The sequence below is a fragment of the Xylanibacter rarus genome (assembly GCF_001275135.1).
GTDB classification, from domain to species: Bacteria; Bacteroidota; Bacteroidia; order Bacteroidales; family Bacteroidaceae; genus Prevotella; species Prevotella rara.
The window spans coordinates 55,010-75,559 of sequence record NZ_LFQU01000011.1 but is presented as its reverse complement, the minus strand read 5'-3'; the positions used below and the strand labels follow the sequence as shown (position 1 = coordinate 75,559).

At 44.6% G+C, this 20,550-nt stretch carries 17 protein-coding genes; all 17 read left to right on the top strand.

All coding sequences use genetic code 11. The annotated features are described in order from the left end of the window. The first annotated feature begins 1 nt into the window (after position 1). Complete coding sequence (locus tag ACU52_RS07160; RefSeq protein ID WP_082335200.1) at positions 2–2,200, top strand: S9 family peptidase; 2,199 nt, start codon at positions 2–4, stop codon at positions 2,198–2,200. A 27-nt stretch (positions 2,201–2,227) separates the two neighbouring features. Further along, the gene (gene purD, locus ACU52_RS07155) at positions 2,228–3,496 is read left to right on the top strand and encodes a phosphoribosylamine--glycine ligase (protein ID WP_053398292.1); all 1,269 of its coding nucleotides are present in this window, start codon (positions 2,228–2,230) and stop codon (positions 3,494–3,496) included. A gap of 268 nt (positions 3,497–3,764) precedes the next feature. Further along, the gene (locus tag ACU52_RS07150) at positions 3,765–4,691 is read left to right on the top strand and encodes a hypothetical protein (protein WP_053398291.1); all 927 of its coding nucleotides are present in this window, start codon (positions 3,765–3,767) and stop codon (positions 4,689–4,691) included. Beyond that, positions 4,679–5,131, top strand: a complete 453-nt coding sequence (locus ACU52_RS07145) for a YqaA family protein (protein ID WP_053398290.1) — start codon at positions 4,679–4,681, stop codon at positions 5,129–5,131. The genes ACU52_RS07150 and ACU52_RS07145 overlap by 13 nt, the downstream gene beginning before the upstream one ends. A 261-nt stretch (positions 5,132–5,392) precedes the next feature. Further along, the gene (locus tag ACU52_RS07140) at positions 5,393–8,710 is read left to right on the top strand and encodes a DUF2723 domain-containing protein (RefSeq protein WP_053398289.1); all 3,318 of its coding nucleotides are present in this window, start codon (positions 5,393–5,395) and stop codon (positions 8,708–8,710) included. A 210-nt stretch (positions 8,711–8,920) separates the two neighbouring features. After that, a complete protein-coding gene (locus ACU52_RS07135; protein WP_021854693.1) occupies positions 8,921–9,532 on the top strand; it encodes a polysaccharide deacetylase family protein in 612 nt (203 codons plus the stop codon). Further along, positions 9,510–10,640: a tRNA epoxyqueuosine(34) reductase QueG gene (gene queG / locus ACU52_RS07130; protein WP_053398288.1), complete on the top strand. Its 1,131-nt coding sequence runs from the start codon at positions 9,510–9,512 to the stop codon at positions 10,638–10,640. Before ACU52_RS07135 ends, queG begins: the two co-directional genes overlap by 23 nt. Then, positions 10,637–11,146 (top strand): hypothetical protein, encoded by a 510-nt coding sequence (locus tag ACU52_RS07125; protein WP_053398287.1) that lies wholly within the window; start codon positions 10,637–10,639, stop codon positions 11,144–11,146. The genes queG and ACU52_RS07125 overlap by 4 nt, the downstream gene beginning before the upstream one ends. Before the next feature lie 1,387 nt (positions 11,147–12,533). After that, positions 12,534–12,818 carry a hypothetical protein gene (locus ACU52_RS14725; RefSeq protein WP_082335199.1) on the top strand — a complete coding sequence of 95 codons (285 nt, stop codon included), beginning with the start codon at positions 12,534–12,536 and terminating at the stop codon, positions 12,816–12,818. A gap of 56 nt (positions 12,819–12,874) precedes the next feature. Beyond that, on the top strand, positions 12,875–13,597 hold the full coding sequence (locus ACU52_RS07115; RefSeq protein WP_147630808.1) for a hypothetical protein: 723 nt from the start codon (positions 12,875–12,877) through the stop codon (positions 13,595–13,597). Between the two features lie 530 nt (positions 13,598–14,127). Beyond that, a complete protein-coding gene (locus ACU52_RS07110) occupies positions 14,128–15,339 on the top strand; it encodes a radical SAM peptide maturase, CXXX-repeat target family (protein WP_053398284.1) in 1,212 nt (403 codons plus the stop codon). A gap of 4 nt (positions 15,340–15,343) precedes the next feature. Continuing rightward, entirely contained in the window at positions 15,344–16,345 is a 1,002-nt protein-coding gene (locus ACU52_RS07105; RefSeq protein WP_053398283.1) for a CXXX repeat peptide maturase, read from the top strand. Continuing rightward, positions 16,338–16,556: a CXXX repeat peptide modification system protein gene (locus ACU52_RS07100; protein ID WP_239684894.1), complete on the top strand. Its 219-nt coding sequence runs from the start codon at positions 16,338–16,340 to the stop codon at positions 16,554–16,556. Before ACU52_RS07105 ends, ACU52_RS07100 begins: the two co-directional genes overlap by 8 nt. Further along, on the top strand, positions 16,553–16,804 hold the full coding sequence (locus tag ACU52_RS07095; RefSeq protein ID WP_021964870.1) for a Sec-independent protein translocase subunit TatA/TatB: 252 nt from the start codon (positions 16,553–16,555) through the stop codon (positions 16,802–16,804). The genes ACU52_RS07100 and ACU52_RS07095 overlap by 4 nt, the downstream gene beginning before the upstream one ends. Continuing rightward, positions 16,794–17,585 (top strand): twin-arginine translocase subunit TatC, encoded by a 792-nt coding sequence (gene tatC / locus ACU52_RS07090; RefSeq protein ID WP_053398281.1) that lies wholly within the window; start codon positions 16,794–16,796, stop codon positions 17,583–17,585. Before ACU52_RS07095 ends, tatC begins: the two co-directional genes overlap by 11 nt. 262 nt (positions 17,586–17,847) lie before the next feature. Continuing rightward, a complete protein-coding gene (locus ACU52_RS07085; protein WP_147630807.1) occupies positions 17,848–19,464 on the top strand; it encodes a tetratricopeptide repeat protein in 1,617 nt (538 codons plus the stop codon). 132 nt (positions 19,465–19,596) lie between these two features. Then, a complete protein-coding gene (locus ACU52_RS07080) occupies positions 19,597–20,538 on the top strand; it encodes a GLPGLI family protein (RefSeq protein ID WP_053398279.1) in 942 nt (313 codons plus the stop codon). Positions 20,539–20,550: the final 12 nt, after the last annotated feature.

The following is a 20,550-nucleotide window of genomic DNA, read 5'->3' as shown; positions in this document are numbered from 1 at the left end:
TATGAAACATAAGAATATTGCGGCTTTAGCCAAATTGGGTTTATTTTCATTACTGATGATGCTAACAACAACAGCTGTAAATGCCCAGAAGCAGTTTACGCTCGAAGACCTTAACTTCGGCGGCAAGAACTACCATAACATGGTGCCTAAGAACAGGTATCTTACATGGTGGGGTGACCAACTCGTGAGAACAGACACGGAAGAATGCAGCCTGGTCAACAAGAAAACCGGCAAAGAGACCGTGATGTTTACTGTTGACGACATCAACAAATGGGCAGGAACAGACGACAGCACCAAAATCCGTCACCTGTTCTATGCCTCATTCCCCTATCCCGAAAAATCACTCGTACTGATCAACGGCAAGAAAGAGCGCATGCTCATCGACTTCAAGTCGAAAAAGGTTGTATGGCGCCAAAGCTGCGAAGGCGAAAGCAACGCAGAATGGAACGCCGCATCAAGAGCTGTTGCTTTTGTAAAGGATGACAACCTGTTTGTTACCGACGGCGAAGGCAAAACCACTCAGCTGACAACCGACGGAAGCAGGGAGATTGTTTACGGACAGAGCGTACACCGCGATGAATTCGGAATATATAAAGGCACATTCTGGAGTCCCGACGGACAGAGTCTGGCTTTCTACCGCATGGATCAGAGCATGGTTGCCGACTATCCGCTCGTTAACATCGACACACGCATTGCCACCGAAACGCCAATAAAATATCCTATGGCGGGCGAAACAAGCCATAAGGTTACAGTGGGCGTTTATAACCTGAAGACAGGAAAGACAATATATCTGAAAGCAGGCGACCCAACAGACCGCTATTTCACAAACATAGCATGGAGCCCCGACTGCAAGAAAGTTTATATGATAGAGCTTAACCGCGACCAGACAGACATGGCGCTCGTAAGCTATGACGCAACAACAGGCAACAAGCTCGAGACTCTCTATAAGGAACATAACGACAAATATGTTCATCCGGTAACTCCTATCACATTCTTGCCTTGGGACGACAGCAAGTTCATACTGCAGAGTGAGAAAGACGGATACAACCATCTGTATCTGTTCAATACCAAAGGCGAGCAGCTCAAGCAGATAACAAGCGGCAAATGGCTTGTACTTGAACTCGTAGGATTCAACGAGTCGAAGAAAAGTGCAATCATACTTTCAACAGAATGCAGCCCCATCCAGAACAACCTTTATATGGTTAACATAGAGACCGGCAAGCGCACTCTGCTTGACAACGGCAAAGGCTTCCACGCTTCAACACGCGGCGCAGGAGGACATTGTGAGATGATTCTGTCAAGCACCGGAAAATATCTTTATGACAACTACAGCGAACCAGATGTGCCGCGCAAGATAAACATTGTAAGCACAGGCGACGCTAAAAACGTCAACTATTTTACAGCTGCCGACCCATGGAAAGGCTACAATGTACCAGAGTATTCTTGTGGAACCATCAAGGCTGCCGACGGCACCACAGACCTGTATTACAGAATGGTGAAGCCGATAGGCTTTGATCCTAACAAGAAATATCCTACCGTTGTATACGTTTACGGAGGCCCCGGCATACGCAACGTGGAGGCACGCTGGCACTATGCGAGCCGCAGCTGGGAAACATATATGGCTCAGAAGGGCTATCTGCTCTTCATCCTCGACAACAGAGGTTCGTGCGACCGCGGACGCGACTTTGAGCAGGCAACATTCCGCCACCTTGGCGTAGAGGAGATGAAAGACCAGCTCAAAGGTGTAGAATATCTGAAGAGCCTTGCTTATGTAGACACCACACGCATGGGAGTTCACGGCTGGAGTTTCGGCGGATTCATGACAACATCGCTCATGACAACCTACCCCGACGTATTTAAAGTAGGCGTTGCAGGCGGTCCGGTAATCGACTGGAAATGGTATGAAGTGATGTACGGCGAGCGTTATATGGACACACCGCAGGCCAACCCTGAAGGTTATGCAGAAACAAGCCTGATAAACAAAGCAAAGAACCTGAAAGGCAAACTGCAGATAATAATAGGCACTGTCGACCCGACTGTAGTTCCGCAACATGCCATCTCATTCCTTAAGGCTTGCATCGAGGCAGGCACGCAGCCCGACTTCTTTGTATATCCCGGCGAGGGACACAACATGATGGGTCATCAAAGCGTACACCTGCATGAAAGAATAACACAATATTTTGAGGATTATCTAAAGTAAAAACGATAAACAAATCTTATCATAAAAATGAAGATATTATTATTGGGCGGAGGCGGCCGCGAACATGCACTGGCATGGAAAATAGCTCAAAGCGACAAAGTTGAGAAACTATATATTGCTCCGGGCAATGCCGGAACAGCCAATGTAGGCGAGAATGTTGACATAAAGGCTGACAACTTCGGATCACTGAAGGACTTTGCCGTAGAGAAAGGCATCAACATGGTTGTTGTAGGACCGGAAGATCCCCTGGTAAAAGGCATCTATGATGAATTCAAGAATGATGCACGCACAGCCAACATCCCCGTCATCGGTCCGTCAAAGCAGGGAGCTGTTCTTGAAGGATCAAAAGATTTTGCCAAGGGATTCATGCAGCGCCACAACATACCGACAGCAAGATACCAGACATTCAACGGCACAAACATTGAGGAAGGACTGAAATTTCTCGAAACGCTCCAGCCTCCTTATGTTCTAAAGGCTGACGGCTTGTGTGCCGGCAAGGGTGTTCTTATTGTTCCGACACTTGAAGAAGCCAAGAAAGAATTCAAGGAAATGCTCGACGGAATGTTCGGCAACGCATCGGCAAATGTTGTAATCGAAGAGTTCCTGAGCGGTATCGAATGCTCAGTATTTGTACTGACAGACGGCAAGAACTATAAGATCCTGCCTGAGGCAAAAGACTACAAGCGCATAGGCGAACACGACACAGGCCTCAACACCGGCGGAATGGGCAGCGTAACTCCTGTGCCCTTCGCAACAAAAGAATGGATGCAGAAGGTTGAAGACCGCATAATCCGCCCGACCGTAGACGGACTTGCAGCAGAAGGCATCGACTATAAGGGCTTCATCTTCTTCGGTCTTATCAACGTCAACGGCGACCCGATGGTTATCGAATACAACTGCCGCATGGGCGACCCAGAGACTGAGAGCGTGATGCTGCGTCTGAAGAGCGACATCGTAGACCTCTTTGAAGGCGTGGCCAACGGCGATCTCGACAAGCGTGAAATTGAATTCGACGAGCGTGCAGCCGTATGCGTAATGCTTGTAAGCGGCGGATATCCCGAGAAATATGCCAAGGGCTACACCATCAGCGGCATTGACAAAGTTGAAGGAAGCATCGTGTTCCACTCCGGTACTGCCATCAAAGACGGCAATATCGTCACGGCAGGCGGACGCGTGATAGCAGTAAGCTCTTACGGAAAAGACAAGGAAGAAGCCTTGAAGAAATCGTTTGAAGAAGCTCAGAAGATTGAGTTTAAGGACAAATACTTCCGCAGCGATATAGGACAAGACCTCTAGACGGAAGGTAACATTGAAGGTCAAGACGGTGTGTCAAAATATGTAGTTACAGGAAAAGGCTGAAATAAGTTCGTGCCCGATGAGCAGAAACAAATAGAAACAGCCCGTTAAAACAGCTTTAAATCTGCCTTAGTTACAAGGGAAGACTGTTAACAAATAACGGAAGCATCCTTTAACAATATTTTGTCACACCATCTTCTATTATAATAAGGTGTTCTTATTGGAACATATATTTCCATTATAATTAAAGAATTTAAGGTTTTCAGAAGTGGTAAAAAGATTACAGAACAAAATAGCGGGAAGCCGCTTCGCACTGCCGGTGACGGCAGTTTATTCAATTATGATATGGCTGGCAGGCGGCCTTATCGCAAATCAGCTGTATCTTCATTTCCTGTTGTTCGGACTTTCTGCCTATTTGATGGTCGAACTCAACAACAGCAACTCGCTCATACGCATCTACAGCCGTATGGTTTCCTGTTCGTTTATGGCACTTACGCTCATGTCTGCTTTTCTTTTCGATTCCACAGACGTGTGGGTCGTCCAGTTTTGTATTGTTGCCACATATCTTATTCTGTTCAAATGCTATCAGAACAAGCGCTCGCAAGGCTTGGTGTTCTATGCATTTTTCTTCATCGGCATTGCCAGCATCTTTTTCATTCAGATATTATACTTCGTACCATTCCTATGGATAATGATGCGTGCCAACCTCATGTCGTTCAGCATGCGTTCGCTCCTGGCGTCACTCATCGGCATAACAGCGCCATACTGGTTTCTGTCGGGATATTTCATCTTCAACGGCACGGCCGACCTTCTGCTCGCCCACATAGAGTCGATAGCTCAGTTTGCATCGCCATTCCAGTTTGACTTCAGCAATTATCACATAATAGCTACTTTTGCTTACATCACGATTATCGCTGCAATAGGCAGCTTCCATTTTCTGCGCAACAGCTATAAGGACAAGATAAGAACCAGGATGATTTATGAGATTCTCATAACAATGACCGCCATAACCTTTGTCTTTATAATATTACAACCGCAGCACATAAAGCCGCTGTTAAGCATAATGACAATAAGCACGAGCATACTGGCAGCCCACTATATAGCACTGACAAATACAAAGCTGACAAACATCACGTTCTGCTGCCTGACAGCAGGTACCTTAGCACTAACAGCATATAACTTATGGATTCCCTGATAGAAATTCTGACAAACTACGGATATGTAGGAATGCTGATTTCTGCATTCCTTGCGGGCAGCATATTCCCCTTGAGCAGCGAGGTGGTTATGCTTGCGCTTCTTGCTGCCGGACTCGACCCGTGGCAGCTGGTTATTTACGGCACAATAGGCAACGTGCTCGGAAGCATGCTCAACTATGGCATCGGCATGCTCGGACGCATAGACTGGATTGAAAAATACCTGCACGTGAACAAAAAAGAACTCGACAGAGCCAAACGGTTCATGGCCGGCCGTGGCGCATGGATGGGCTTTTTCTCCTTTCTTCCGATCATCGGCGAAGGCATAACAATAGTACTCGGCCTGATGCGCTCTAATGTTGCCATAACCGTCATAAGCGTTATAATCGGAAAATTTCTGCGATATGCGCTCATCATCTACGGCGTTGAAATTTTCGTGTAGCCTAAAGCTGCGGTGCATATATGATAATACATTGAATATCAAAAAGTTACGCACACAACTATAAAGCATACACAGCACATATTGACATGCCGCGAGATGCGGCAGAGGGCCAAAAGCCACACAACATGTTATGCCTTAGGCAGTTACACAAACTCAAGATAATATTAAAACAAATTAATTTATTTTGTTTTATCTCTGATTTACATTATCTTTGCACGTATTTTATTGAAAATTGAAATTCATAAAAAACAGTTATATTCAATGAAACAATTTAAATTAGTGGACAATATTCTAGGCTGGTTAGCTTTTTTTATTGCAGCCTTCGTATATTGTAGCACCATTGAGCCGACAGCCAGTTTCTGGGACTGTCCGGAGTTTATTACAACAGGGTATAAGTTAGAAATCGGTCACCCGCCCGGTGCACCTTTCTTCATGCTCACAGCCAATCTGTTCTCTCAGTTTGCCAGCGATCCGTCGCAAGTGGCCCTCATGGTGAACACTATGAGCGCACTTCTCAGCGCAACATGTATTATGTTCCTCTTCTGGACCATAACACACCTGACACGCAAACTTATTCTGAAAGACTGGAGCCAGCTGACAACAGGCAAGCTCATTGCCATTGAAGCCAGCGGTCTTGTGGGAGCATTGATATATACATTCAGCGACACATTCTGGTTCAGTGCCGTTGAGGGTGAGGTTTATGCCTACTCTTCAGCGTTCACGGCCATTGTGTTCTGGCTCATACTAAAATGGGAAGACCATGCCGACGAGCCTCACAGCGACCGCTGGCTGGTGCTTATCACCTACATGACCGGACTGAGTATCGGTGTCCACCTGCTCAACCTCCTTTGTCTTCCGGCCATTGTCCTGGTGTTCTATTACCGCAAGTTCCCCAATGCCAACCTCAAGGGTTCTCTCATAGCCCTCTTCATATCGTTTGTGCTTGTTGCAGCCATCCTCTACGGCGTGGTTCCGGGCATCATCAAGGTTGGCGGATGGTTCGAGCTGTTCTTTGTCAACGTGCTGGGCTGCCCGTTCAACACCGGCGAGATTATCTACATCATACTGCTCGTGGCCATCGTCATATGGGCTATCTATGAGAGCTACAACAACAAGAACCAGAAGCGCGAGAACATTTCGTTCCTGCTCTCTGTTGCCATGCTCGGCGTGCCGTTCTACGGTTTCGGCATATCTGCCTTCATCATCGGCGTAATAGTTCTTGCAGCCCTGTGGTTCGTACTCAAATGGAAGCGCGGCAAGGAGCTGCTCGTAAGCTCACGCATCAAGCACACAGCTCTGCTGTGCATGCTTATGCTTATGATCGGATATTCAAGCTATGCCCTCATCGTCATCAGGTCTTCGGCCAACCCGCCTATGGACCAGAACTCTCCCGAGGACATCTTCACGCTGGGAAGCTACCTCAGCCGCGACCAGTATGGCGACAGCCCGCTGCTCTTCGGACAGGCTTACACCTCTCAGGTGCAGTTTGACCGCGACGGCGAATACTGCAAGCCGCGCATGAAGCAGGGCGCACCTATATATCAGCGCAAGGAGAAAGCTTCTGCCGACGAAAAAGACTCTTACTTCATAGTTCGCTATAAAACCGACTACATCTATGCACAGAACATGGTGTTCCCGCGTATGTGGGATGCCGCACACGCTAGTGCATACGAGAGCTGGATGGGCGGAGTTGACGGCACACAGGTGCCTTACGACCGCTGCGGCGAGCCTATAACCGTGAAGATGCCTACACAGATAGAGAACATACGCTTCTTCCTGTCTTATCAGTGCAACTTCATGTACTGGCGCTACTTCATGTGGAACTTTGCCGGACGTCAGAACGACATTCAGGGCAATGGCGAACTTGAGCACGGCAACTGGATTTCTGGTATTCCGTTCTTCGACAACTGGCGCCTGGGCGACCAGAGCAAGCTGCCTGATGACCTGAAGGACAACAAGGGACACAACGTGTTCTATTGTCTGCCGCTGCTGCTCGGTCTCATCGGTCTGTTCTGGCAGGCTTACCGCGGACAGCGTGGCATACGCCAGTTCTGGGTAGTGTTCTTCCTGTTCTTCATGACAGGTCTGGCCATCGTCATATATCTTAACCAGACACCTATGCAGCCGCGTGAGCGCGACTATGCGTATGCAGGCTCGTTCTATGCTTTTGCCATCTGGTGCGGTATTGGCGTTGCAGCCATCATCGATCTTCTGAAGCGACTCAACATCAACGGCACTGCCGTGTCTGCAATAGTGTCTATCCTCTGCCTGCTCGTTCCTATACAGATGGCAAGCCAGACATGGGACGACCACGACCGCAGCGGACGCTACACATGCCGCGACTTCGGACAGAACTATCTGATGTCTATGCAGGACAAGGGCAACCCGATTATATTCACAAACGGAGACAACGACACATTCCCGCTCTGGTATAATCAGGAAGTTGAGGGAGCAAGGACAGACGCACGCGTCTGCAACCTGAGCTATCTGCAGACCGACTGGTATATCGATCAGATGTGCCGCCAGGCTTACAACTCTCCTTCTGTGCCTATCACATGGCCGCGACTCGACTACTGCTCAGGCACCAACGAGTATGTTGAGGTTGTACCCGAACTTAAGCAGCAGATTCTCGACTTCTATAAGACCAACCCGAAGGAGGCAAAGGCCACATTGGGCGACAATCCGTTTGAAGTAAAGAACGTCCTCAAGCATTGGGTACGCGACGGCAAGGACGACATGCACGTCATACCTACCGACACGCTGTATCTGACCATTGACAAAGAGGCCGTAAGAAAGAGCGGCATGATGATGGCGAGCGACTCTATACCTGATCAGATGATCATCTCGCTCAAAGGCAAGAACGCTCTTTACAAAGGCGACCTGATGATGCTCGAGATGATTTCACAGTGCAACTGGACACGTCCTGTCTACGTGGCTATCACTGTTGGTCAGGAAAACTATATGAACCTTGGCGACAACTTCATACAGGAAGGTCTGGCTAACCGCATCACACCGTTCACGACAAATGCTCCGGGCATGAAGAACTTCGACACAGAGCGTGTTTACACCAACCTCATGACACGCTTCAAGTTCGGCGGTCTCGACAAGAAGGGCATCTATCTCGACGAAACAGTGATGCGCATGTGCTACACTCACAGACGTCTCTTTGCACAGCTTGCGCTCAACCTGATACAGGAGGGCAAGAAAGACAAGGCAGCCAAGGCCCTGGCATATGCAGAGAAAGTCATACCGGCATACAATGTGCCGATGAACTATCTCAGCGGTGGTATCGACATAGCCAAGGCTTACGCCCTGCTGGGCAACAAGGCCAAGGCTAAGGAGGCCATCAACTCAGTGTTCAAGAACGCACACCAATATATGGTTTGGTACAACTCGCTCAGCGGAAGCCGCTTTATGCAGTCGCAGCAAGACTGCATGATGCACCTCTACGTCATGAACTCTTGCATCGACATAGCCCACATGATAGACAACAAATGGGCAGAGAGCCTCATGAAGCAGTTTAACGCCGATGCTGCCACATATCAGAGCAAAGGCGGACGACTGATGGGCGAAGAATAATTTATAATTGATAATTGAGAGTTGAGAATGGATAATTATGATGCTCTCACGACCTTTAAGCCAACTGTCAAAGAGTTGGCTTGAAGGAATATACGAGAGAATGCCTCTAAAGGCAAATCATAATTGGCTTACGTCTAGCTTAATTTCTCCATTCGCGACTCTCAATTATAAATTTGAATAAACTTAACATCAGAAAGAAAAAGAAAAAAGATGATTATAGAACAGCCGGCCAAATGGCTACGTTGGCTCTACCCGAGGGCAACATGGAGAATGGACAAGAACGAGAAGGCGGTATACCTCACCTTCGACGACGGGCCTATACCCGAATCAACGCCGTTTATCCTGAAGACCTTGGCCGAATATGGGGCTCACGCCACATTTTTCATGGTTGGAGAAAACGTAAGCAAGCACCCCGAGCTGTTCAGGCAAATCGTCGAAGCCGGCCATCAGGTGGGCAACCACACATACAACCACTGGGGCGGCTTTAAGCACTCTACCAAAGCCTACAGCGCAAACACCGAAAAGGCAAACCGCCTTATCAACGCGCATCTGTTCAGACCGCCGCACGGGTGGATGCTGTGGGAACAGTATTTTTGGCTGGGGCGCAAATACCGCATCGTGATGTGGGACCTCGTTACACGCGACTACAGCAAATGGCTTACTGCCGAAGACGTGCTGAAAAACGTGAAGCGATACACGCGCAACGGCTCTATCATCACGTTTCACGACTCGCTGAAGAGCATCGACAAACTGAGATACGCTCTGCCGGAGGCACTGAAATGGCTAAAAGAACAGGGATATGAGTTTAAAACTTTCGAGTGAAACGATAAAAGCCGAGGCACGCAACCTCGGCTTTTTTGCTTGTGGCATAGCCAAGGCTGAGCCAGTTGAAGCCGAAGAGGCAGCAAGATTCGCTGCATGGCTCGGACGTAAGGGCCATGCTGGCATGGACTATATGTCTGCCAATACTGACAAAAGGCTCAACCCGCAGCTGCTCATGCCCGGCGTAAAGAGCATCGTCTGCGTTGCGCTCAGCTACGCTCCGTCAAGCCGCATACCCGCCGACGAGCCACAGCTCGCCGCCTATGCCCTGGGCCAAGACTATCATTACATAATGAAAGACAAGCTGCGCAAGCTGGCCTCAACACTCGGACTAACTGAACGCACAGACAACAACGCCACACTGGCGGCAACACTCCCCAAAGCAGACAAACCATGCAGCGCAAATGCCGCCTCACAATCCTCACTCGGCAGCGCCCCAAATAACCTACCCGTCCACAACCAAAAGAGTAATCAAAATTTTCAATTTTCAATTCTCAATTCTCAAATCCCCACCTTCCGCGCCTTCTGCGACACAGCTCCGGTGCTCGAACGCTATTGGGCGATGAAGGCCGGACTGGGTTGGATTGGGCGCAACCATCAGCTTATAATCCCCCATGCCGGCAGCATGTTCTTCCTCGGAGAGCTGTTTGTCGATGCAGAACTTGAATACGACACTCCCCTGCCCTCACGTTGCGGCAACTGTCACGCCTGCACAGACGCCTGCCCCACCGGCGCCCTGCATCTGACAGACGACAGCCGGCGCACAGAGTTCAGCTCAGACCGCTGCCTCTCTTACCTGACCATAGAGAACCGAGACGACATTCCGCAGGAATATGCCTGCAAGATGGACAACTGCATCTACGGCTGCGACCGCTGCCAGGACGCCTGCCCGTGGAACAGGTTTGCGCAGGGCACAACTGAAGAGCAGCTCCGCCCGCGCGAAGAACTGCTCAACATGACACGTGAAAAATGGACATCACTGACCGTGGACGACTATCGCCGGCTCTTCAAAGGCAGCGCCGTAAAGCGTGCCAAATACGACGGACTGATGCGCAACATAAAGGCTGCGCTGCAAGATAACGACAACAATAACAATGACAAGATATGAAACAGATCAGCAAAGACATCGTGCTGGCTGCCGTGGTGAGAAGTTTCTTCAAATACTTCGTCACCGGAATAATAGAGTCGCAGCACGGCACCGACATCCAGAACGGCTTTGAGCCGATAAACGTAAAGAAAACCATGCTCAACCACTATGAGCACATTTCGCGCTATTTCAATCGTGAGGCATTCTTTGCCCTGATGCGCCTCAACTTCGCAACAGAGGAGATGGAGCAGCAGCTGCGCGAGTTTATGAAACCCGGAACCAGCGACATGGAGCTTGTCCGCTTTGCCTGCCGCACTGAAGACTTCTATCAGGCCATGGTGAACGAATATAAGCGCAACTTCGAACTGCTGTTGTGCGGCCGTCTGGAGCAGCAGGATGAGCACGACGCCAACTACACACGCCTGCCCGAAGGCGGCACGATAGACGCCGAAATGGCAGAAAAGATTATCGGCGAAATTGCCGCTCACGCTTACTCGCACGGCAAGAACATCGGCAAAATCCATTAACCACGAAAGCTGATTAATAAGGGTAAGAGTTCCCAGACAACATCTTTATCCGCACAAATCACAATGCAAGCAAACACAATCATTTGCTTACATTGTGATTTTTCGTAAGCATCAATAACCACATTCTTCCCGAAAAATCGCAATCAGGCACGAAAAACAGCCATTTTTCGTGTGCATCTGTAATTATCTTTATACCAACACGATATGCATATATCAATAATTTTGTGCAAAAATCTCATACTGTTAAAAAACATTACTCGCCCACTTTTGGGTCGTAACTCATAGAGTAACGGTTAAAAACCCTGCCACTTTTGATAAGAAACTCACCCATCTACCTCGCCAAAAACAGCATAATAACGCACAACATCACGCCTTCTGCATCTAAAGACCCATCATTCTAGCACCCAAAACGCCATAAATTGCATAACTGATCCAATAATAAGCACTAAAAATTCTCTATATTCCAACTTTCACACGACAACAACCAACTGACGTTTTAACATGAATTACACATATTTAGTTACACTATAGAAACATCAAAACATTAAAATATCTACAAATAAAGTTGATACAAAAATACAAGTTAGTTGAAGATAAAAGAAAACAATTCCATAAAATAGCTATCTATTCATTTCATATTTAACACATAATCAAATGTATACATAATGTTAACATTCTTTTAATTTTAACATAATTATTCTTTATTTTATTTGGGTAAAACTTTAAAAAACAATATATTTGCAATAAAAAAATACTCATAGGAAAATAAATATATAAAAAATCAACAAGGACGTTTGCGGGCGCTGTCTTCGACAGTCAAATCTTGCGAATCAGAATTCTCTTCGAAGATATAACGACGGAAACGTCCATCTTAGATAAGATTCTCTAAGCAACACATATTTTTTATATAGTAAAAAATTATGAAATTAATATAATTGTTCATTTTAAGTCAATACTTATCATTAATATTAATAAATTCAATATTTTTTCATCTTTTTATTTGCCAAATAACAAAAATAATGTAATTTTGCAATAACTCATATAACCGAATAAGGTAAACATGAGTTATTTACTGATATAGGACGTTTACAAACGCTATCTTCAACAGTCAAATCTCGCAAATTTGGACTCTCTTCGAAGATATTGCAACGAAACGTTCATGTGAAGTGTATTATATATGTATGTAACAGTTTCTGTTTCATACAATATCAATATATCTTGACGTGGGCAGACTGCGTTGTTTATCCTAAGAGAGAGGCAATGCGAGAGCCTGACTGTGGGATAAGCGATAAGTAGAAACTCCCACGTCTTTTTTTAGTATCTTACACATTACATTATTTGCCTGACTTCGGGAGTTTTATAAGGCGTTATAAAAATATTTTATATTATGGAGAATGAGAAAACCAAAAAACAAGAAGAGCTTCAATCACGTAGAGACTTTTTTAAAAAAACGGTAAAAGGAGTATTGCCTATAATCGGTGCAATAGTTTTAGCAAATTCACCATTATTAGCTAAGGCTGATAAAATAGAAATGGGATGCACAGGAACATGCTATGGAACATGCAAAGGCAGTTGTGAAGGATGCAGATATACATGTACGGGAGATTGTAAAAATGCCTGTACAAGCTGCAGATATACTTGTTCTGGAGGTTGTAAAAATACAAGTAGGTAATTTCGCATAAAAGACATATATGGATTAATAATAACATTTGTTATTAACAATTAGTCATGAAAAATGAAAAAGAAGAACTCCTGCATCGAAGGGAGTTCTTTAAAAAAGCAGCAAAAGGGACATTACCTATTATAGCTGCAATTGTAGCTCCACCTTTATTAGTTGGATGTGATAAGAATGAAGATTTTACAGGCTGCGCCGATTGTTCTGGAACATGTGCATCTGATTGTTCTTCTTCTTGCATAGGCCAGTCATCTTCCTCTACATGTTCTAACTGCGCAAATAATTGCATGGGAGGATGTGATACGACATGTTCAAATACATGCAAAAATAATTCAACCAATAGTTCTGATTCTGATGAAATTTCAAAAGCGACAGGAGCATTGAACGGATATGAATATGTAGACTTAGGATTAAGCGTAAAATGGGCACGGTATAATATAGGAACCTCAGAACCTCAAAAATATGGTTCATATATGGAATTTACAGAAGGTGCTACAGGTAACAAATACATTGATGTTAGGTTAGCACTTTTATCTGCAGGACTTGAAAAAGGAGATTCCATCTCGGCAACATCATTTGATTCAGCAACAAAAAGATGGGGAAATTATTGGAGATTACCAACTAAGAAAGAATTTGAAGAACTAATTGAAAATTGTACATATAAAGTAACAACATACAAAAACATTAATGGTGCAATATTTAAAAGTAAAAAAATGGGAAAAGCATATTTCTACCTTTCTCTGGCCGTATTGATTTTGAGAAAAAAGAATATGTAGGTATATGTTGTTACTATTGGACTGGAACTATTCAATATTTAAAAGGCAATGGTGCTTATGCTTATTTTTTCTCTTCCATGCCAAAAGGGATAAGCTATGATAACATAGCCAATCAAAAATATTCAATACGTCCAGTTACAGAAGGGAATTTAGGTCCTAATACTTGCGGTGGAGGATGTAGTTCTAATTGTGCTAGCAATTCCACAAGTAGTTCTTGCTCAAGTTGCAGTTCTACATGTTCAAATAGTTGTAAAACAAGATGTGATTATAATTGTGCTGCAACATGCGACAATCATTGTTATGGGTCTTGTAATGACTCATGTGGAGGAAGTTGTAAATATTTAAACTCTAGATCAAATTGTTCAGGATGTGCACAAACATGTTATAATCGTTGTTACCATGATTGCAGTTACGCTTGCAGTACTAATTGTCAATCTTCATGCGTAAATGGTTCAAAATGAAATTATCGATAACAAAACACATGCTTGAGACACATTTGCTACCATACAATTTAAAATATTTGAATTAATATGACTATAAAAGAAAATGACAAAGGATGGCAATCAGGAATGGCAAAGTCCATCACATTTATTGTCACCAAAGACTGCCAGCTTGCCTGCAAATATTGCTACCTCGTAGGGAAAAACTCGAAAGAGCGTATGCCCTGGGAGGTGGCAAAACAAGCAATAGACTATATCCTCGACCATGAGAATGATATGAAAGAGGAAAGCGTTGTGTGGGACTTTATAGGCGGAGAACCTTTCCTCGAAATTGACTTGATAGACAAAATATGCGACTATCTTAAAACCGAGATGTTCCGCAGAAACCATCACTGGTTTAACTCTTACCGCTTTTCATTCTCAACAAACGGAATAAACTATCACACGGACAAAGTGCAGCGTTTCATTGAGAAGAACCACAACCATCTGTCAATAGGAATTACCATTGACGGCACAGAGCGCAAACACGACCTCAACCGCGTATATAAAGGCGACGGACGAGGCTCCTATGCCGATGTGGTGCGCAATATTCCGCTGTGGCTCAAGCAATTTCCCAATGCCGGAACAAAGGTTACTATAAGCAGTGCCGACATACCTTACATCAAGGAGAGCGTGCTGCATCTTTACGGACTAGGCATTCACGAGGTGAACATCAACTGCGTGTTTGAAGACGTATGGAAGAAAAACGACGACCTGATGTTTGAAGACCAGCTGATGCAGCTCGCCGACGCAATAATAGACGGGGGATACTACCGCGATTACGCATGTTCGTTCTTCTCTGAACATTTGGGCAAACCGCTCGACTGCGTTACACAGAACCAGAACTGGTGCGGCGCTGGACGCATGCTTGCCGTAGATGCCGAAGGCAACTTCTATCCGTGTACGCGATTCGCACAATATTCTCTGCGCGACAAGAAAGCATGGATAATAGGCAACATTCATGACGGAATAGACAAGAACAGGCTGCGCCCGTTTCTTACACTCGACCGCTGCACGCAAAGCCCGCAAAAGTGTATCGACTGCGAGATGGCCGAAGGCTGCGCATGGTGTCAGGGCGAAAACTACGACGCCGCCGACACACCAACTATATACCAGCGCTCAACGGCTATATGCCTGATGCACAAAGCGCGCGTAAGGGCCAACAACTATTATTGGAACAAGCTGTTCCGCAAGTTGGAACTTGAAAACGCACGCAAGGAATACGAGGAGAAAAAACCGAAGTTGAACCCAAAAACTTGCTAAAGCCATGATACAATATCTTGTTATCCTGCTCGACGACACGTCTGTGTCGTTCTGCCACTACAGCAATGGGCACAAAGAACGCAGGCTCATGCCTGCAGACACTCTAAAAGCCGGCATATTATACGGAATGAAAGAGAATCTGAACATACAGTTTGTTTATCCCGACTATGATCTGCCAGAAGAATATGATAAAATAATAGAATCGGTAGACCACAGCAAGATAAAGCCGGCAAGCCGGCAGAAAGGTGCCGACATGATTGTGATTGACGGCATGGAAGAGGCAGGCAGAACTGACGTGAGAAACGGAGCGGCATACGTGCTGCGCACCGACAAGGCAGGGCTGTTCGGCGGACACGACATAATAGTAAAGCTGCTTCAGAATGCCGACAGGCTGAACATAACGCTGACAGACGTGGAAACATTCACCGACGACGACTTTGACAAATACAAGGACATGCTGAAACAGCTGGCTGCAGGCGTTGAAAAGATGTATGCTGAAGGACATTCACCGCAGCTCAACATACTTACAGACCGCATGATGCTCGACAAGATGAACAACTGCGGTGCGGGCGACACGACAATAACACTTGCGCCAGACGGCAACTTCTACGTATGCCCTGCATTCTATCAGCAGCCCGGCGGATATGCTATTGGAAATCTGAAAGACGGACTTGACATAAAGAACAGCCAGCTATACAGGCTCGACCATGCACCGCTGTGCCGCATATGCGACGCCTATCAGTGCCGCCGCTGCATATGGCTCAACCGCAAGACCACGCTTGAGGTGAACACGCCGTCGCACGAACAGTGTGTTGTGGCTCATCTTGAACGCAATGCATCGCGCGAACTTCTTATTGCAATAAGAAAGCACGGAACGTTCTTACCCGACCGTAAAGAGATTGACAAAATAGATTATTTAGACCCCTTTGACGTAAAAAAGAATGGTAAAGAAAGTAATAGGACAGGTAACTGTCGAAGAAAAAAACGAGATTCAAACTTTGTTTGAACGTAGAAACGGCCTTAACGAACTGGCTAAGATTCTGACGGCCGACAACAACGAGCTGTATGAGAAACTGGTAAAGGATCTCGGCGAGACCGGCACCAAATTTCAGGCATGGTGGGACCGCATGAGCGACAAATATCAATGGGAAAGCGCTGAAGGCGGCAACTGGGAGATAAACTTCGAAACATGTGAAATTTATTTAGTACAGCAATGACATCACTATTTTTGTTTATAGGCACAACTGAACTCCTACTCATAGGAGCCATCGCCCTGCTGCTTTTCGGAGGCAAAAAACTGCCCGAAATGATGAAGGGCTTAGGACAAGGCGTAAGAGAATTTAAAAAAGGAGTTAACGACATTAATACATCCATAGAGGAAGATACGAAAAAAGAATCTGCTGAAAATGCCACTGTTGAAGATCATAATACAGAAAAAGGCAACAAAGTAAATAATGAAAAATAGCGAAAATAATGGAATGATGACTTTTGGCGGACATCTTGAGGTGTTGCGCCAAATGATTTTTAGAATACTCGGAGTAAGCAGTCTGTTTGCAATAATTGTATTTTGCTTTAAAGATACAACTTGGAACATTCTGCTTGCGCCAAGTGAATGGAATTTTGTTTCTTACACATTTACCGAACATATTATGCACATGTTAGGGCTGCATAATTTCCATTTTGACGAATTTCACGTTAAGCTGATAGCGACAGATTTGTCAAGCCAATTCATGACACATCTTTCCACATCCATATATTTAGGTCTATTGATTTCATCCCCATACATTCTGTACGAGCTGTTCCATTTTGTTTCACCTGCATTATTCGAGAATGAGAGAAAATACTCGGCAAAAGTAATTTGCGCAGTATATTTTCTTTTCATCATCGGAATTCTGATAAGCTACTACATGCTGTTCCCTATTTCGTTCAGATTTCTTGGAACTTACAGTGTCTCAAACAGAATAGAAAGCACAATAACCCTTGACAGTTATGTTTCTACATTCATAACCATGACTTTACTCATGGGTGTTGTGTTCCAGTTGCCCGTAATATCCTTTGTCCTTGGTAAAATGGGAATAATAAACGCAACAATACTTTCAAAATACCGTAAACACGCATTTATTATAATTCTTACAATTGCCGCAATAATCACACCCGGGCAAGACATCCTAAGTCTGATATTGGTTACTCTGCCATTGTATTTGTTGTACGAAATAAGCATCAAAGTAGTAAAAAAGGCATGCTGATTTAAAATTACATCTCAAGAAATTATTTTATAAAAGGATACACCAAAAGTGTACCATAATCATAATCAACCAGTATAGACCGGACACACGTTTTTATATAAAATATAACTTTCTGTAGCAGCAGTCTGTCAAATTTTTCATAACTTTAAGTAAGATATGATGCGGCTCGGCAATGCAAAATCAAAAAACATCAGTTTTTTGTTTGCCATTGCTCTCGCCTTTTTATATCTTTGCATTTATCACAAATAAAGAAACAGACATCATGAAATTATTGCGGATTATTGCTGCCGTCGTTACGGCATTGTACTTCTGCTCATGCCAACAAAACGACATACAGATTAAGCAGCTGACAAACATTGACAGCGTTGCAGACAACGACGCCGAACGGGCACTGAACATGCTCGACAGCATCGGGCCATACATGAAAAACGCTACCAAGGCATCAAGAAACTATTATGAACTGCTGAAAATCAAGGCTCAGGACAAGGCATACATACCGCACACATCAGACTCTACGATAACAAGGCTCGTAGAATATTATGAAAATAAAGGCGACAAGAGACTTCTGCCCAAGGCATACTATTATGCAGGAAGAATATACAGGAAACTCCATGATGCCACACAAGCTGTAAAATATTTCAATATGGCTGAAGCAGCTGCTAAAAAATATTCAAAGGACACAAAGCTGTTGGCAAACATTTACGCACAAGCCGGATACACTCTGAGATATCAGGAATTTCATAAAAGGTCGCTTATAAAATTTATCAATGCATATAAAACCGACAAGATAAACAATGACACATGCAACATGGTGTTAAGCCTGCGTGACATAGCCGACACCTACCGGAATTTGGAAAATCCGTATAAGGCATTGGAATATTTCAATATTGCAAAAAGGCTGGCATCAACACTTGACGACAAAAGCTACGCTTCGTCTATAAAAGACCAAATGGCTTCCTTATATTTATATGAATTAAAAGACGCAGACAAGGCACTTAAACTTCTTAAAGAGTCAGATCCTTACAGAGATTCCATAGAGATAAGTCCGGCCCTTTCAATATATTCTGAATTATATAGAATAACCGGAAAGGAAGACTCTGCATTGATGTGCTATAAGAAACTGCTCAAATACGGAAATATTTACGGAAGACAAGGAGCATACGACGGACTGACAAGACACTGCATAAAGAGCGGCAAGAACAAAGAGGCATACAGATACTTTGAGCTGTACATGAACATATCCGACTCAATAAGAAAACTAAACGCATCTGACGCCGTGGCAAAATATCTCGCTCTTTATGACAACAGCATAAGGGATGAGCAAAACAAAGAACTTAAATTGAAAAACCAACAGGAAAAATCAAAGACAACCATCTTCGTTATTACAAGCATACTGCTGGCTACAATCCTGATATCGACAATTATGCTATACAGAAAAAGATTTGAAATAATAAATCTTAAAATCGAGAAACTGAAAATAATTAACAGCGGAATTAAGGAAAACAAGGCGAAACCGACCGATGATAAAATAAGAAAAATAAATTCGTCAGAAATATACAAAACCATACAAAAGAAAATTTCTGCATACCCGGAAAAGAACGAAAACCTGTCAGAAACGGAATGGGACGAACTTGACAATGTGGTAAACTCTGTTTACGAGAACTACACAGAGAAACTTCATAACATTTACAACAGAATGAGCAGTTTTGAATATAGAGTGTGTCTGCTTATTAAGATAAATATCTCCCCCGTAAACATATCACATCTTACCAACCACAGCAAGGAATCAATATCTTCTGTCAGAAGAAGACTCTACTACAAAGCATTTAACCGCAAGGGCAGTCCGGCTGACTGGGACGAGATAATCAGCTCACTGTAAGGCATTTACACCGCAGAATTATGCCGCATAATATAATTATGCACACAAAATGCACACTGTAATAATGATATACAAATATTGAAAAAGGCTAAATTTGCAACTGCATGTCATATCACATATAAACGCGAAATTATGAAAAACATCGTTATCATCATTAGCCTGTCACTTTTTATGTGTGCCGCATCCTGCGCACAAGACATAAAAGACAATCCGCAGTTTGCTAAAAGCGTTAAAAACAACATACGCAAAGCCAGACGTTCATCGGGCATAAGCCGTCCGTTCAGCATCAGCAAAAAAGACATTAAGAACATCGATTCATGCAGGATAAAGGTTTACTATGACGTGAAATTCGTAAAAGACACTGCCGACCGTGCATCCGTATGCAAAGACCTACAGAGGCTCGATATCGGCTACAACTACACTTACTGCTACAGCAGACTGCTGCATATTAACGACTCTCTGCGCACGATAGCATACGAAAAAGACGAGAACTATCCTTCGAAACTTGACGAAAACGACGTGCTGCCGGAAGAAATACTCACCAATACGAAAACAAAAAACCTTAACGTAAGGCGCAGGATGTATTATAACTATACAAACCTATGCTACAATGAGGCTGCTCCAAAAATTGAATGGAAACTGGAAAATGGGAGCAAAACAATAATTGGCTATCAGTGCAAAAAGGCATCGTGCACGTTCCGCGGACGTAAATACACGGCATGGTACACACCAGGCATTCCCATATATAGCGGTCCGTATAAGTTTGCCGGCCTGCCAGGACTCATCATGCAAATAAGTTCAGACGACAATGACTACATCTGGACATGCGTAGGACTGGAGAAAGGACGGCCCGGCGACATGATAACAACTTATAAAGCCCACAACATGAAAGAAAAGGTGATGACAAGAGAGAAGATTATGGCTCTGATAAAGAAGATTTATAAAGACCCGGGAGGCGCACTGGGCGTGGGCGGTCCAAAAGAACTGTTTGTCAGCGACGACAGAAAAACCGTACACATGGTTACATCAGGCGACTATCCTCCTGAGCCCTACAACCCGATTGAGCTTGAATAATGAGTCATAACA